The sequence below is a fragment of the Mycobacterium dioxanotrophicus genome, assembly GCF_002157835.1.
GTDB classification, from domain to species: Bacteria; Actinomycetota; Actinomycetes; order Mycobacteriales; family Mycobacteriaceae; genus Mycobacterium; species Mycobacterium dioxanotrophicus.
The window spans coordinates 4,631,366-4,646,469 of the sequence record NZ_CP020809.1 but is presented as its reverse complement, the minus strand read 5'-3'; the positions used below and the strand labels follow the sequence as shown (position 1 = coordinate 4,646,469).

Here is a 15,104-nt window from a genome sequence, read left to right as displayed (position 1 = left end):
TACATGCCACAGGGCCAGCCGCTCACCGTTCCCGACGACGGGCTGACCACCAAAGCCCGCCGCAACGCGCCGCTACTGGCCGTGCACACGGGACCGGGCAAAGGGAAATCCACTGCCGCGTTCGGCATGGCCCTGCGGGCCTGGAATCAGGGTTTCCGGGTTGCGGTGTTCCAGTTCGTCAAGAGCGCGAAGTGGAAGGTGGGGGAGGAGGCCGTGTTTCGTGAACTCGGCCGACTGCACGACGAACACGGCACGGGTGGGCCGGTCGAATGGCACAAGATGGGTTCGGGATGGTCGTGGACGCGCAAGCACGGTTCTGACGTCGACCACGCCGCCGCGGCCGCTGACGGGTGGGCCGAGATCACCCGTCGACTCGCCGCCGAGCAGCACGACTTCTATGTGCTCGACGAGTTCACCTACCCGCTGAAGTGGGGCTGGGTGGACGTCGCCGATGTCATCGCGACCCTCACCGCGCGCCCGGGTACGCAGCATGTGGTGATCACCGGCCGCGACGCGCCGCAGGACCTCATCGACGCCGCTGACCTGGTGACCGAGATGACCAAGATCAAGCATCCGATGGATGTCGGCCGCAAGGGGCAGAAGGGCATCGAGTGGTAGCAGGACGGCAACGCCGCACACTCGCCGCTGCCGAGCGTGCGTGCAATGCCGGTATGTCACGGCGTGTCGGGCAACAGACACGCACGCTCGCGGTGCTGGGGTGAGCGCGGTGCTGGGGTGAGCGCGGTGCTGGGGTGAGCACGACGCCGGCGGTGGTCATCGCCGCACCTGCGTCGGGCAGCGGGAAGACCACGGTCGCAACGGGTCTGATCGGCGCGCTGCGCCGTGCCGGAAATGCGGTGGCGCCGTTCAAGGTCGGCCCCGATTTCATCGACCCCGGCTACCACGCCCTGGCCGCAGGCCGGCCGGGACGCAACCTCGATCCGGTGCTGGTCGGCAACGAGTTGATCGGCCCGCTGTACCGGCACGGCAGCTCCGGTGCTGACATCGCCGTCGTCGAGGGCGTGATGGGGCTGTTCGACGGGCGAATCGACGACCGGATGCACGGCACGCCCCGGGGCTCCACGGCACAGGTCGCCGGCCTGCTGGGTGCGCCTGTGGTGCTGGTGGTCGACGCGCGTGGGCAGAGTCACAGCGTCGCCGCGCTGCTGCACGGGTTTGCGACGTTCGACCCGGAGGTGCACATCGCGGGGGCGATCCTCAACCGGGTCGGCTCGCCCCGCCATGAGGAAGTGCTGCGGCAGGCCTGCGAGCATGCCGGCGTCCCGGTGTTGGGGGCGATCCCTCGTGACGACGAACTCGCCGTTCCGTCAAGGCATCTCGGCCTCGTCACGGCGGTCGAGCACGGCAAGCGGGCGGCCGCTGCGGTGGCCGCGATGACCGCCCTGGTGGCGCGGCACGTCGACCTGGCAGCGGTGCGGGCGGCCGCGGCCGCTCATGTGGCGGCCGACCCATGGTCCCCGGACGGCGCCGACTCGGTGGCCGAGATCACGGTCGCGCTGGCGGCGGGCAAGGCCTTCAGCTTCGGCTACACCGAGCACGGCGAACTGCTGCGCGGAGCCGGTGCGTTCGTCGCGGAGTTCGACCCGCTGACCGACCCGTTGCCGCCGGGCACCGACGCGCTCGTGCTGCCGGGTGGTTTCCCCGAGCAGTTCACCGCCGAGTTGTCGGCCAACGACGTTGTGCGCGAGCAGATCCGCGATCTCGCCCGCCGTGGTGCACCGGTGCACGCCGAGTGTGCGGGCCTGACCTATCTGCTCGACGATCTCGACGGAGCGCCGATGTGCGGGGTGCTGCCCGGCTCGGCGCGGTTCACCGAACGACTCACGCTCGGATACCGAGACGCGGTCGCGGTGGTCGATTCCTCACTGCACGTCGCGGGCGACCGGGTCACCGGACATGAATTCCACCGCACCGCAGTCACTTTCGCCGATACGGTCGATCCGGCCTGGGCGTTCAGCGACGCGCAGCGCCGGCCTGTGACCGACGGTGCGGTACGAGGCGGGGTGCATGCGGGCTACCTGCACACCCACCCCGCCGCCCACCCGCAGGCCATCACCCGGTTCGTGGCGGCGGCGGCAGGCTCTAAGCTCGGCGGGTGATGCGCACGCGAGGAGCCGAAATGACTGCCGAGAACGCCTACCTCGTCGGCCTGCGCCTGTCGGGCAGAAAGGTGGTCGTCGTCGGCGGCGGAACCGTCGCCCAGCGCCGACTGCCGTTGCTGATCGCCAATGGTGCCGACGTACACGTCATCGCCCGCGCCGCCACCCCGGCGGTGGAGGCCTTGGCTCAGGCGGACCCGGGCATCACCCTCGCATTGCGGGATTTCGAGCCGGGGGACCTCGACGGCGCCTGGTACGCGATCGCGGCCACCGACGACGGCGCCGTCAACGCGGCCATCTCCGACGAGGCCCAGCAGCGCCGGATCTTCTGCGTGCGCGCCGACATCGCCCGCGAGGGTTCGGCGGTGACGCCGGCGACCTTCGATTACGACGGACTGTCGGTGGGTGTTCTGGCGGGCGGCGAGCACCGCCGTTCGGCGGCCATCCGTTCGGCCATCCACGAGGCGCTGCAGCGCGGCGTGATCACCGCTGAGGTGACCGGCGAGGCGCCGAGCGGCGTCGCGCTGGTGGGCGGCGGCCCCGGCGATCCGGAACTGATCACGGTGCGCGGGCGGCGGTTGCTGGCCCGAGCCGACGTCGTCGTCGCCGACCGGCTGGCGCCGCAGGATCTGCTCGCCGAACTCGGCCCGCACGTCGAGGTGATCGACGCGGCGAAGATCCCCTACGGGCGGGCGATGGCGCAGGACGCCATCAACCAGGTGCTCGTCGACCGGGCCCGGGCCGGAAAGTTCGTGGTGCGGCTCAAGGGTGGTGACCCGTTCGTGTTCGCGCGGGGCTATGAAGAGGTGATCGCCTGCGCCGACGCCGGCATTCCGGTCACTGTCGTGCCGGGTGTGACGAGTGCCATAGCGGTTCCCGCGTTGGCCGGTGTTCCCGTCACTCATCGGGGTCTGACACACGAATTTGTGGTGGTCAGCGGGCATGTTGCGCCGGGGCATCCCGAATCGTTAGTGAATTGGAATGCGCTGGCCCAGATGTCCGGCACCATCGTGCTGCTGATGGCCGTCGAGCGCATCGAGCTGTTTGCCAAGGCACTTCTCGACGGGGGCCGACCTGCGGATACCCCTGTTCTGGTGGTGCAGCACGGCAGCACGGTGGCGCAGCGGACGTTGCGGGCCACTCTCGGTGACGCGCCGGAGAAGATCCGTGAAGACGGCATCCGACCTCCCGCGATCATCGTGATCGGGGCTGTGGCGGCCTTCGCCAGTTAAAGGATTCTTAAGATTACTGTAAGGTAACCGGCTATGACGGCTCTCAATGACGCAGAGCGCGCAGCAATGGACCGCAATGCCGGGGAGGATCGGGTTTTGCCGATGTACCAGGCGGCAGGCAACGACGGTGACCAGCGTGACGGGATCGCTTCACGGCTCCCGGCTTGGGTCCCGTCGTGGGGTTTTCTGTCGGCAGTCATCGCGATCGCAGGCATGCAGCTGCTCGCCACCATGGACAGCACCGTCGCGATCGTCGCGCTCCCGCGCATCCAGGACGAACTCGGCCTGTCCGACGCCGGACGCAGCTGGGTCATCACGGCCTATGTGCTGACCTTCGGCGGTTTGATGCTGCTGGGCGGCCGCCTCGGCGACACCATCGGCCGCAAGCGCACCTTCATCGTCGGCGTCGCGCTGTTTACCATCGCCTCGATCCTGTGCGGCAGCGCGTGGAACGAGGCCACCATGGTGACCGCCCGGCTGCTGCAGGGCATCGGTGCGGCGATCGCGTCGCCCACCGGCCTGGCACTGGTTGCCACCACGTTCCCCAAGGGGCCGGCCCGAAACCTGGCCACCGCGGTGTTCGGCGCGATGACCGCCATCGGGTCGGTGATGGGACTGGTGGTCGGCGGGGCGCTCACCGAGGTGTCCTGGCGCTGGGCCTTCATGGTCAACGTGCCGATCGGGCTGGTGATGCTCTACCTGGCCCGCACCGCCCTGCGCGAGACCAACCGCGAGCGCATGAAGCTGGACGCGGCCGGTGCGCTGCTGGCCACCCTGGCCTGCACCGCGGCGGTGTTCGCCTTCACCCAGGGCCCTGAGCGCGGCTGGCTCTCACCCGTCACGCTCGGTTCCGGTGCGGCCGCTGCGGTCTTCGGGCTGGCCTTTCTCATCGCCGAACGCAACGCGGAGAACCCCGTCGTCCCCTTCGACCTGTTCCACGAGCGCAACCGCGTCGCCACCTTTGCCGCGATCTTCCTGGCCGGTGGCGTGCTGTTCACCCTGACCGTGCTGATCGGCCTGTACGTGCAGGACATCCTCGGCTACAGCGCCCTGCACGCCGGTGTCGGGTTCATCCCGTTCGTGGTCGGCATGGGCATCGGTCTCGGCGTGGCCTCGCAGGCCGTGCGGTTCTTCTCGCCGCGGGTGCTGGTCATCGGCGGCGGAATCCTGGTGCTGGGGGCGATGCTGTACGGCTCGACGCTGCACGCGGGCATCCCGTACTTCCCGAACCTGGTGGTTCCGATCACGGTCGGCGGCATCGGCATCGGCATGATCGTGGTGCCGCTGACCCTGGCCGCCATCGCCGGAGTGGGCTTCGACCGGATCGGCCCGGCGTCGGCGATCGCGCTGATGCTGCAGAACCTGGGCGGCCCGCTGGTGTTGTCGGTGATCCAGGCCGTCATCACCTCGCGCACGCTGTACCTGGGCGGCACCACCGGCCCCGTCAAGAACATGAACCCCGCGCAGCTGGCCGCACTGGACGCCGGCTACACCTACGGCCTGCTGTGGGTCGCCGCGGTGGCGGTTCTGGTCGGCGGGGCGGCCCTGTTCATCGGATACACCGCCGAGCAGGTGGCGCATGCCCAGGACGTCAAGGATGCGATGGACGCCGGCGAGCTCGACGTCGAATGACGCCGTGAGCCGTCCGACCCGTGAACAGATCTCCGACGCCGTCGGAGATCTGGGTTGGCGCCTGGTCCTCGGGGCCGTCTACACCGAGGTGCTGACGCCCTCGATGGCCGATGCGGTGGCCGCCGCATCACATGCGGTCGAGGCGGCTGGCTCCGATGCGCCCAACCACCTCACGGTCGACGTCCGGGCCGACCGGGCGGTGCTGCGACTGCAGTGCACCGAAACCGGCTGGGTGAGCGAGCGTGACATCGAGCTGGCCGCCGAGGTGTCGCAGGCTCTGGCCGCCCGCGGATTCGAGATGACCACCGGTGGGGCCGTGCAGGCCCTGGAGATCGCGATCGACGCGCTGGACATCGCGGCTGTGCGGCCGTTCTGGAAGGCCGTCACCGGGTATGAAGACGGGCCCGACTCCTCCGACCTCAACGCGGGGCTCGTCGACCCGTTCGGCCGTGGCCCGGCGATCTGGTTTCAGCAGATGGACCAACCCCGCCCCCAGCGCAATCGGATCCATCTGGACATCGACGTCCCGCACGACGTGGCGCAGGCCCGCGTCGATGCGGCACTGGCCGCGGGTGGCACGCTGCTCAGCGACCGCCGGGCGCCGCGCTTCTGGGTGCTGGCCGACGCCGAGGGCAACGAGGCGTGCATCTGTACCTGGCAGGGCAGGGACTGAGCACCACGCTTTAAGGTTGTCGGCTGTGATCACCCGAATGTCAGAGCTGTTTCTGCGCACCTTGCGCGACGACCCCGCCGATGCCGAGGTGCCCAGCCACAAGCTGCTGATCCGGGCCGGATACGTACGCCCGGTCGGCCCCGGCATCTACAGCTGGCTGCCGTTGGGACTTCGGGTTCTGCGCCGGATCGAAAAGATCGTCCGCGACGAGATGAACGCCATCGGCGGCCAGGAGATCCTGTTGCCTGCCCTGTTGCCGCGTAGCCCGTACGAAACCACGAATCGGTGGACCGAATACGGCGACACCCTGTTCCGGCTGCAGGACCGCCGCGGCAACGACTATCTGCTCGGGCCCACCCACGAGGAGATCTTCACGCTGACGGTCAAGGGGGAGTACTCCTCCTACAAGGACTTCCCGGTCCTGCTGTACCAAATCCAGACCAAGTACCGCGACGAGGCCCGCCCCCGCGCGGGCATCCTGCGCGGCCGAGAGTTCGTCATGAAGGACTCGTACTCGTTCGACGTGGACGACGACGGCCTCAAGAACGCCTACCACGCCCACCGCGAGGCCTACCAGAAGATCTTCGGGCGCCTCGGTGTGCGCTACGTGATCGTGTCGGCGATGTCGGGTGCGATGGGCGGCAGTGCCTCCGAGGAGTTCCTGGCCGAAAGCGAAGTCGGCGAGGACACCTTCGTGCGCTGCCTGGAATCCGGGTACGCCGCCAACGTCGAAGCTGTCGTCACCCGAGCCCCGGCGCCGCTGCCGATCGATGGGCAACCCGCGGCCGTGGTGCACGACACGCCCAACACCCCGACCATCGCGACACTGGTCGACTGGGCCAATTCGGCTGGGCTGGAACAGTTCTCCGGACGTGAGGTCACCGCGGCCGACACCTTGAAGAACCTCCTGCTCAAGACACGCGAACCCGGTAAGGACTGGGAACTGCTCGCGATCGGCGTCCCCGGCGACCGCGAAATCGACGAGAAGCGCCTGGGTGCCGCGCTGGAGCCCGCCGAATTCGCGCTGCTCGAAGAGGCCGACTTCGCCAAGAACCCGTTCCTGGTGAAGGGATATGTCGGCCCGAAAGCCTTGCAGGAGAACGGGGTCCGCTACCTCGTCGATCCGAGGATCGTGGCGGGCACGGCGTGGATCACCGGCGCCGACGCGCCCAACAAGCACGTCGTCGGCCTGGTCGCCGGCCGTGACTTCACCCCGGACGGCACCATCGAAGCCGCCGAGGTCCGCGACGGCGACCCGTCGCCCGACGGCGCCGGCGTGCTGACGTCGGCACGCGGCATCGAGATCGGCCACATCTTCCAGTTGGGCCGCAAGTACGCCGACGCCTTCACCGCCGACGTGCTCGGCGAGGACGGCAAGCCGGTCCGGTTGACCATGGGCTCCTACGGCATCGGCGTGTCCCGCATGGTCGCGGTGATCGCCGAACAGCAGCACGACGAGCTGGGGCTGCGCTGGCCTGCTTCGGTGGCCCCGTTCGATGTGCACGTCGTGGTGGCCAACAAGGACGAGGCGGCCCGACAGGGTGCCACCGAGCTGGTCGCCGGGCTGGACAGGCTCGGCCACGAGGTGCTCTTCGACGACCGCAAGGCCTCGCCCGGGGTGAAGTTCAAGGACGCCGAACTGCTCGGCATGCCGTGGATCGTCGTGGTCGGCCGCGGCTGGGCCGACGGCACCGTGGAGCTGCGCAACCGGTTGACGGGCGAGAACCGCGAAATCGCCGTGGACGACGCGGTCACCGAGATCTCGGCGGCGCTCGCCGGCTGACGCGCGCACGCGAGGAACAACCAACTACCGCCCGCGGCGGTGCCGGGTCAGCTGGACTCGGTGCCGCCCGGGAAGGCCACGGTCACCGGCCAGGCATTGAGCTGGGCGCGCCATTTCGCCGCCGTCACCGCAGACTCTGTCAGCGCCGTCACGGCGAAGGCGCGGTCATTGTTGTCGGTGGCCTGCTCGAGCACCGCGCGCCAGGCCACGGCGGCGTCCTGTTCCATGCGCACCGCGAGGTTCGCCGCGTCGGTGGGATTGGCGACGGGTATCGGCACCTGGTACCCGGCCGCGGGCAGTGGTGGAGCCACCGACCGGGCGCCGAGCATCGTGATCGCGGCTTCGCGACGGTCTCGATGTTCGGCCATGGCGGCCGCCACCAGCGCGTTGTCGTCGGGCGTGGAGTGTGCGGAGACCAGGCCGTAGCCGTAGATGATGCCGTGTTCGGAGGCCACGGCGTCGAACAGGGCACGGTCCGCCGGATCGGCCGGGCGCGCGGGTCCTGCAGGTGGCGGTTCGGTGGTCGTCATTGCCCACCGCCCAGTGCGACGGTGTAGGCGGCCGTGCACGCTGCTGCGATGGACCCGACCAGCCCGGCGCGGTACCCGGAGAGCCGGTCGGCCAGCGTCGTCGCCTCCTGCGCGGACTGCTTGAGCGCGTTGATCACATCGGCCGCCGTCGGCGCGGGTGCTGGCGCGCCCGACGGGGGTGTCGTGGTGGACGACGACGCCGACGGCTGTGCGGTCGGTGCCTTCGTCCCGGCCATCCGAACCAGTTCATCGGTAAGTGCCTGGGCATGTGCCGAGCGTTCGGATGCCACGGTCGTCAACGCCCGCGCCTGCGAGGACTGCGGAGGTTGGGCCGCGGCGGCGTCGGAGGCCAGCTTGCTGTCGGCGCGGGCCCGGTCCAGCTGAGCGGCCAGATCCGCGAGATCAGGCGATGGTGGAGGGTCTGCGCAGCCGGCGGCAGCGACGCCAAGCACGGCCAAGGCGGCGGCCGAGACCAATGCCCGCCGCCGGCTGATTTTCGGTAGGGCGCTCGGCACGAGCAACATCCTGCCATTGCTTCGCGCGGCGCAAGCACAGCGCCAAGGCGTGTGGTCCCGCACGGGACATTCGCTGCCCACCGACTTGGTTCGCCCGTTGCTGCCCTGGCGCTGGCGTATCGTGGAAAGTCGATTCCGGGGGGCCTGCCAGGGCTTCGTCCCGGAATCTTGTCCGGACAACTCAAGATGAGGAGCTTCCCGTGGCACCGGATCCGAAGTTGCGGTCTGCGGATTTGCCGTCGCAGAAGCAGGTGATCGAGCTGCTGGACGGCGAATTTGCGCGCGCCGGATACGAGATCGACCAGGTTGTCGTCGACGCTGCCGCGCGCCCGCCCCGCATCACCATCGTGGCCGATGGCGACAACGGCCTCGACCTCGACTCTGTCGCGGAGCTGTCCCGGACGGCCTCGGAGTTGCTGGATCAGCTCGACCGGACCGGCGACACGCCGTATGTGCTGGAGGTCACCTCCCCAGGGGTGGACCGACCGCTGACCGAGCACAAGCACTTCCGTCGGGCCCGCGGGCGCAAGGTGGAACTGACGCTGGCCGACGGCGCGCAGCTGACCGGTCGGGTCGGGCAGGGCGATACCGAGTCGGTCGAGATCGTGGTCAGGGACGGGCGAGATTTCGCCGTGCGCCGTATCGAGCTGGCCGACGTTGTCAAAGCGGTTGTCCAAGTGGAGTTTTCACCGCCAAGCCCGCGCGAGTTGGAGTTGGCTGGAGAAACGGGGAAGGGGGCCTGAGCATGAACATAGACATGGCGGCGCTGCATGCCATCGAAGCCGACAAAGGCATCACGGTCGACGTGGTCGTGGAGACCATCAAATCGGCCCTGCTGACCGCTTACCGGCACACCGATGGTCACGAGCCCGACGCCTATATCGACATCGACCGGAAAACCGGTGCGGTCAAGGTCATGGCCCGCCAGACCGATGCGGACGGCAACGTCATCCACGAGTGGGACGACACGCCCGAGGGGTTCGGCCGGATCGCGGCCACCACTGCGCGTCAGGTGATCCTGCAGCGGCTGCGCGACGCGGAGAACGAGAAGACCTACGGCGAATTCTCGGCTCACGAAGGCGACATCGTGGCCGGCGTCATCCAACGTGACGCACGGGCCAACGCCCGCGGGCTGGTCGTGGTGCGGATCGGCAGCGAGACCAAGGGGTCCGAAGGCGTGATCCCCGCGGCCGAGCAGGTGCCGGGGGAGCGCTACGAACACGGCGACCGGCTGCGCTGCTACGTCGTCGGCGTCACGCGTGGCGCCCGGGAACCGCTGATCACGCTGTCGCGCACCCACCCCAACCTGGTCCGCAAGCTGTTTTCGCTCGAAGTGCCCGAGATCGCCGACGGATCGGTGGAGATCGTCGCGGTGGCTCGGGAGGCGGGGCACCGGTCCAAGATCGCCGTCGCGTCGCGGGTGCCGGGCCTCAATGCCAAAGGTGCCTGCATCGGACCGATGGGCCAGCGTGTCCGCAATGTCATGAGCGAGCTGTCCGGCGAGAAGATCGACATCATCGACTTCGACGACGACCCAGCTCGATTCGTCGCCAACGCCCTCTCGCCGGCCAAGGTCGTGTCGGTGTCGGTGATCGACGAGGCGGCCCGCGCCGCGCGGGTCGTGGTGCCAGATTTCCAGTTGTCGCTGGCCATCGGCAAGGAGGGGCAAAATGCCAGGCTGGCGGCTCGATTGACGGGATGGCGGATCGACATCCGCAGCGACGCCGCTCCGCAGCCCGACTCCGAGCCCGCGCCGCGCGCGGTGCCTGAGCGTTAGGAAGGCGGTCGGTTCGGAGCACAGCCCGCGGGGCGGTAGACTCAGCCGTGATCCAGCGCGAGTCTCCGGCCTCCACGCGTCAACGCAACCCCGGCAGTTCTGTCGGACCGGTGCGGACATGCGTCGGGTGCCGGAAACGAGAGTTGGCCAACGAATTGTTTCGTGTAGTCGCGGTGATCGACGGGAATGGACAGTGTGCCGTTACCGTTGACACAACGGCCAGCCTGCCCGGGCGTGGTGCTTGGTTGCATCCCGACCGGCAGTGCGTACAGGTGGCAATCCAGCGGCGGGCATTCGTACGAGCGTTGCGCATCGCCGGTTCACCGGACACCTCCGCGGTGGTCGAATTTGTCGAAGAGTTGTCAGCCTCGACCGCCCGCTCAGAAGAACAGGTAGCGAAGAACATGAGCACACCGTGAAGTCCCGATGACCATGCGTCATAGCTAACCCGAGGCGCGGCGCCTACCACCGCTGTCGCCTCTAGATGAGGAGAAGTAGTGGCAGGTAAGGCCCGTGTACACGAGTTGGCGAAGGAACTCGGTGTCACAAGTAAGGAACTCCTAGCTAAGCTCAAAGAGCAGGGAGAGTTCGTCAAGTCGGCGTCCTCCACAGTGGAGGCGCCGGTCGCGCGTCGGCTGCGCGAATCGTTCGGTTCGAAGACCGAGTCCAAGCCTGAGGCGCGTTCCAGCGCCAAGCCCGGTGATAGGCCTCGTGGCCAGGGCAACGGCGCACCCACCCCCGGCCCGGCCCGTCCGGCAGCCACCCCGGTCGCACCGGCTCCCTCGCCGGCGACGGCGGCTCGCCCGACTCCCGCGCGCCCTGCCGCGGCGACTCCGGCTCCGTCGGCTCCCGCCGCCCCGGCCGCTTCTGCGGCCCCGGCAGCTCCGGCCAGGCCCTCGGCTCCCAAGCCGGCAGCCCCGCAGCCGCCGGCCGCACCGAGCCAGCCCGCCGCGGCTGCGCCCAGCGCTCCGGCACCCACCCCGGCCCGCGCCCGACTCCCGGCGCCACGCCCGGTCCCCGTCCCGGGCCGTCCAACGCGCCCAAGCCGGCTCCGCGCACACCGCGCGTCGGCAACAACCCGTTCTCCTCGCAGCAGCCGGTGGAGCGGCCCATCCCGCGGCCGCAGCCTCGCCCGGGCGCCCCGCGTCCCGGCGGCCCCGGCCCACGCCCGGCAACATGCCCCCGCGTCCCGCGGCAGGTGCTCCTGGTCGTGGCGGACCTCGTCCCGGGCCGCGTCCCGGCGGTGGTCCCCGTCCCGGCGCAGGTCAGGGCGGTCGTCCCGGTGGTGGCGGCGGCGGTAACTACCGCGGCGGCGGTGCCGGTGGCGGCGCTGGCGGCGGCGGTGCAGCTGCCGGCGGCTTCAGAGGCCGTCCCGGTGGTGGTGGCGGCGGCGGTCGTCCCGGCCAGCGCGGCGGTGCCGCGGGTGCCTTCGGTCGTCCCGGCGGCGCGCCCAAGCGTGGTCGCAAGAGCAAGCGGCAGAAGCGCCAGGAATACGACTCGATGCAGGCGCCGGTCGTCGGTGGCGTGCGGTTGCCGCACGGCAACGGCGAGACCATCCGGCTGGCCCGCGGCGCGTCGCTGAGCGATTTCGCCGACAAGATCAACGCCAACCCGGCATCGCTGGTGCAGGCGCTGTTCAACCTCGGTGAGATGGTCACCGCGACCCAGTCGGTGGGCGACGAGACCCTTGAGCTGCTCGGCAGTGAGATGAACTACGTCGTGCAGGTCGTCTCGCCCGAGGACGAGGACCGTGAGCTGCTCGAATCGTTCGACCTCACCTACGGCGAGGACGAAGGCGGCGAAGAGGACCTGCAGGTCCGTCCGCCGGTCGTCACCGTCATGGGCCACGTCGACCACGGCAAGACCCGACTGCTCGACACCATCCGTAAGGCCAACGTCCGCGAGGGCGAGGCCGGCGGCATCACCCAGCACATCGGTGCTTACCAGGTGGGCGTCGAACACGATGGTTCCGAGCGTCTGATCACCTTCATCGACACCCCGGGTCACGAGGCGTTCACCGCCATGCGTGCTCGTGGTGCGAAGGCCACCGACATCGCGATCCTGGTGGTCGCGGCCGACGACGGTGTCATGCCGCAGACGGTCGAGGCGATCAACCACGCGCAGGCCGCCGATGTGCCGATCGTGGTGGCGGTCAACAAGATCGACAAGGAAGGCGCGGACCCGCAGAAGATCCGGGCCCAGCTCACCGAGTACAACCTGGTGGCCGAGGATTACGGCGGCGACACCATGTTCGTCGACATCTCGGCACGTCAGGGCACCAACATCGAGCAGCTGCTCGAAGCGGTGCTGTTGACCGCCGATGCTGCGCTGGACCTGCGGGCCAACCCCGACATGGAAGCCCAGGGTGTGGCCATCGAGGCACACCTGGACCGCGGCCGTGGACCTGTGGCCACCGTGCTCATCCAGCGCGGAACCCTCCGGGTCGGCGACTCGATCGTCGCGGGCGACGCCTACGGCCGTGTGCGCCGGATGGTCGACGAGCACGGTGACGACATCGAAGAGGCGCTGCCGTCGCGGCCGGTACAGGTGGTCGGTTTCACGTCGGTGCCCGGTGCAGGCGACAACCTGCTGGTCGTCGACGAGGACCGCATCGCTCGCCAGATCGCCGATCGGCGCAACGCGCGTAAGCGCAACGCGCTGGCCGCACGTTCGCGCAAGCGGATCAGCCTGGAAGACCTGGATTCGGCGCTGAAGGAAACCAGCCAGCTGAACCTGATCCTCAAGGGCGACAACTCGGGTACCGTCGAGGCCCTCGAGGAGGCCCTGATGGGTATCCAGATCGACGACGAGGTGGAGCTGCGGGTCATCGACCGCGGTGTCGGTGGTGTCACCGAGACCAACGTCAACCTGGCATCGGCTTCGGACGCGATCATCATCGGGTTCAACGTCCGTGCCGAGGGCAAGGCGACCGAGCTGGCCAACCGCGAGGGTGTGGAGATCCGCTACTACTCGGTGATCTACCAAGCCATCGATGACATCGAGAGCGCGCTCAAGGGCATGCTCAAGCCGGTCTACGAGGAGAAGGAGCTCGGTCGCGCCGAGATCCGGGCGATCTTCCGGTCGTCGCGCGTCGGCAACATCGCCGGCTGCCTCGTGCAGTCGGGGATCATGCGCCGCAACGCCAAGGCCCGGTTGCTCCGCGACAACGTCGTGGTCGCCGAGAACCTCACGGTTTCTTCGCTCAAGCGTGAGAAGGACGATGCCACCGAGGTCCGCGAAGGCTACGAGTGCGGTTTGACGCTGACCTACTCCGACATCAAGGAAGGCGACGTCATCGAGACGTACGAGCTGGTCGAGAAGGCGCGCACCTAAGAAATGGCTGATCCTGCACGCGCGAAGAGACTCGCCAAGCGGATCTCCACGATCGTCGCCTCGGCCATCGAGTACGAGATCAAGGATCCGCGGCTGGCGGGGGTGACCATCACCGACGCGAAGGTGTCGGGCGATCTGCACGACGCCACGCTGTACTACACGGTGATGGGACAGACGCTGGACGACGCGCCGGATTACGCCGGCGCGGCGGCCGCGTTGGAGAAGGCCAAGGGCGTGTTGCGCACCAAGGTGGGCGCCGGGGCCGGGGTGCGGTTCACCCCGACCCTGGCGTTCGTCCGTGACACCGTGCCCGACGCGGCCCACCGCATGGAGGAGCTGCTGGCTGCCGCCCGGGCCGCCGATGAGGATTTGGCGAGAGTTCGGCAGGGCGCCAAGCATGCCGGAGATGCGGACCCGTACCGTGTGAGCGGGGCGGAGGACGTGAACGGGCCTGCTGACGGGGCAGACACAGAGGACGCCGGTGACAGTAACGGATTCCAAGACCGGACATATGGCGACTGACATCGCTGCTCCCGGTGTGCGCGTCGACGCGCACGGGGCTGTCGAGTTGTTGTCGGTCGCATCGAGCGTCAGCGTGGTCTGCCACGTCTATCCCGACGCCGACACCATCGGTGCCGGCCTGGGTCTGGCTCAAGTTCTCGACGCGGCGGGCAAACACGTCCAGGTCGCGTTCGCGGCTCCCGACACACTGCCCGAGTCGCTGCAGACCCTGCCCGGCGGGCACCTGCTGGTTGCCCCGGAAGATATCCGCGAGGACGCCGATCTGGTTGTCACCGTGGACATCCCGAGCGTCAACCGGCTCGGCGCGTTGAGCGGTCTCGCCGAGGACGGCCGGGAGGTGTTGGTCATCGACCATCACGCCTCCAACCGGCTGTTCGGGACCGCCAACTACGTCGATCCGACGGCGGACTCCACCACCATGCTGGTGGCCGAGATCCTCGATGCGTGGGGCAAACCGATCGACCGGCAGGTCGCCCACTGCTTGTACGCGGGCCTGACCACCGACACCGGATCGTTCCGCTGGGCCACGGCCCGCGCGCATCGGCTGGCGGCCCGGCTCGTCGAGCTGGGCGTGGACAACGCGTCGATCAGCCGCAGCCTGCTCGACACTCATCCGTTCGCCTGGTTGCCGATGCTGTCGCGGGTGCTGTCCTCGGCGGAGCTCTGCCCGGACGCCGTCGACGGTCGCGGTCTGGTGTATGTCGTCGTCTCCCACTCCGAGTGGTCCGGGGCCCGGCCGGAGGAGGTCGAGAGCATCGTCGACATCGTGCGCACCACGCAGCAGGCCGAAGTCGCCGCGGTGTTCAAGGAGATCGAGCCGCAGCACTGGTCGGTGTCCATGCGGGCCAAGTCGGTCAACCTCGCCGAGATCGCCAGCTCGTTCGGCGGCGGCGGGCATCCCCACGCCGCCGGATATTCGGCCACCGGCCCTGTCGACGACGTCGTCCGGGCGCTCCGGGTTGCTCTTGGCTGAGTTGCCGAGGCTCC

Annotated in this window: 13 protein-coding genes and 1 pseudogene; 12 read left to right on the top strand and 2 right to left on the bottom strand. The window is 69.0% G+C overall.

Annotated elements, in window-relative coordinates:
- The first annotated feature begins 3 nt into the window (after positions 1 to 3).
- The 6 genes from cobO to BTO20_RS22645 all read left to right on the top strand — a co-directional run bounded on the left by cobO (position 4) and on the right by BTO20_RS22645 (position 7,440).
- Positions 4 to 618, top strand: coding sequence for a cob(I)yrinic acid a,c-diamide adenosyltransferase (cobO, locus tag BTO20_RS22670; protein WP_087078364.1), 615 nt, complete (start codon positions 4 to 6; stop codon positions 616 to 618).
- A 134-nt stretch (positions 619 to 752) separates the two neighbouring features.
- Entirely contained in the window at positions 753 to 2,120 is a 1,368-nt protein-coding gene (locus BTO20_RS22665; RefSeq protein WP_087078363.1) for a cobyrinate a,c-diamide synthase, read from the top strand.
- A gap of 20 nt (positions 2,121 to 2,140) precedes the next feature.
- A complete protein-coding gene (cobA, locus tag BTO20_RS22660; protein WP_087078362.1) occupies positions 2,141 to 3,352 on the top strand; it encodes a uroporphyrinogen-III C-methyltransferase in 1,212 nt (403 codons plus the stop codon).
- Between the two features lie 102 nt (positions 3,353 to 3,454).
- Positions 3,455 to 4,984: an MFS transporter gene (locus BTO20_RS22655; RefSeq protein WP_087082509.1), complete on the top strand. Its 1,530-nt coding sequence runs from the start codon at positions 3,455 to 3,457 to the stop codon at positions 4,982 to 4,984.
- Entirely contained in the window at positions 4,950 to 5,657 is a 708-nt protein-coding gene (locus BTO20_RS22650; protein WP_087078361.1) for a VOC family protein, read from the top strand. Before BTO20_RS22655 ends, BTO20_RS22650 begins: the two co-directional genes overlap by 35 nt.
- Before the next feature lie 25 nt (positions 5,658 to 5,682).
- Complete coding sequence (locus BTO20_RS22645) at positions 5,683 to 7,440, top strand: proline--tRNA ligase (protein WP_087078360.1); 1,758 nt, start codon at positions 5,683 to 5,685, stop codon at positions 7,438 to 7,440.
- 47 nt (positions 7,441 to 7,487) lie between these two features.
- Here BTO20_RS22645 and BTO20_RS22640 read toward each other — a convergent pair whose 3' ends face one another.
- Both BTO20_RS22640 and BTO20_RS22635 read right to left on the bottom strand, forming a co-directional pair.
- On the bottom strand, positions 7,488 to 7,970 hold the full coding sequence (locus BTO20_RS22640; RefSeq protein WP_087078359.1) for a ferritin-like domain-containing protein: 483 nt from the start codon (positions 7,968 to 7,970) through the stop codon (positions 7,488 to 7,490).
- The gene (locus BTO20_RS22635) at positions 7,967 to 8,494 is read right to left on the bottom strand and encodes a hypothetical protein (RefSeq protein WP_087078358.1); all 528 of its coding nucleotides are present in this window, start codon (positions 8,492 to 8,494) and stop codon (positions 7,967 to 7,969) included. Before BTO20_RS22635 ends, BTO20_RS22640 begins: the two co-directional genes overlap by 4 nt.
- A 191-nt stretch (positions 8,495 to 8,685) precedes the next feature.
- On the opposite strand from BTO20_RS22635, the gene rimP reads away from it, so the two are divergent.
- The 6 genes and pseudogenes from rimP to BTO20_RS22605 all read left to right on the top strand — a co-directional run bounded on the left by rimP (position 8,686) and on the right by BTO20_RS22605 (position 15,090).
- Positions 8,686 to 9,228, top strand: a complete 543-nt coding sequence (gene rimP / locus BTO20_RS22630; protein WP_087078357.1) for a ribosome maturation factor RimP — start codon at positions 8,686 to 8,688, stop codon at positions 9,226 to 9,228.
- Between the two features lie 2 nt (positions 9,229 to 9,230).
- The gene (gene nusA, locus BTO20_RS22625) at positions 9,231 to 10,262 is read left to right on the top strand and encodes a transcription termination factor NusA (RefSeq protein ID WP_087078356.1); all 1,032 of its coding nucleotides are present in this window, start codon (positions 9,231 to 9,233) and stop codon (positions 10,260 to 10,262) included.
- Between the two features lie 143 nt (positions 10,263 to 10,405).
- Complete coding sequence (locus BTO20_RS22620; RefSeq protein ID WP_232490824.1) at positions 10,406 to 10,681, top strand: YlxR family protein; 276 nt, start codon at positions 10,406 to 10,408, stop codon at positions 10,679 to 10,681.
- Positions 10,682 to 10,759: 78 nt separating this feature from the next.
- Positions 10,760 to 13,595: pseudogene (gene infB, locus BTO20_RS22615) on the top strand (translation initiation factor IF-2).
- Positions 13,596 to 13,598: 3 nt separating this feature from the next.
- Positions 13,599 to 14,117 (top strand): 30S ribosome-binding factor RbfA, encoded by a 519-nt coding sequence (gene rbfA, locus BTO20_RS22610; protein WP_087078355.1) that lies wholly within the window; start codon positions 13,599 to 13,601, stop codon positions 14,115 to 14,117.
- On the top strand, positions 14,107 to 15,090 hold the full coding sequence (locus tag BTO20_RS22605) for a DHH family phosphoesterase (protein WP_087078354.1): 984 nt from the start codon (positions 14,107 to 14,109) through the stop codon (positions 15,088 to 15,090). Before rbfA ends, BTO20_RS22605 begins: the two co-directional genes overlap by 11 nt.
- The last annotated feature ends 14 nt before the right edge of the window (positions 15,091 to 15,104 follow it).

Bases quoted from the DNA above. Each gene is read 5' to 3' on its own strand.
- cobO (WP_087078364.1), top strand. From the start codon at position 4: ATGCCACAGGGCCAGCCGCTCACCGTTCCCGACGACGGGCTGACCACC.
- BTO20_RS22640 (WP_087078359.1), bottom strand. From the start codon at position 7,970: ATGACGACCACCGAACCGCCACCTGCAGGACCCGCGCGCCCGGCCGAT.
- rbfA (WP_087078355.1), top strand. From the start codon at position 13,599: ATGGCTGATCCTGCACGCGCGAAGAGACTCGCCAAGCGGATCTCCACG.
- BTO20_RS22650 (WP_087078361.1), top strand. From the start codon at position 4,950: ATGCGATGGACGCCGGCGAGCTCGACGTCGAATGACGCCGTGAGCCGT.
- BTO20_RS22635 (WP_087078358.1), bottom strand. From the start codon at position 8,494: ATGTTGCTCGTGCCGAGCGCCCTACCGAAAATCAGCCGGCGGCGGGCA.
- nusA (WP_087078356.1), top strand. From the start codon at position 9,231: ATGAACATAGACATGGCGGCGCTGCATGCCATCGAAGCCGACAAAGGC.
- BTO20_RS22655 (WP_087082509.1), top strand. From the start codon at position 3,455: ATGTACCAGGCGGCAGGCAACGACGGTGACCAGCGTGACGGGATCGCT.
- cobA (WP_087078362.1), top strand. From the start codon at position 2,141: ATGACTGCCGAGAACGCCTACCTCGTCGGCCTGCGCCTGTCGGGCAGA.
- BTO20_RS22605 (WP_087078354.1), top strand. From the start codon at position 14,107: ATGGCGACTGACATCGCTGCTCCCGGTGTGCGCGTCGACGCGCACGGG.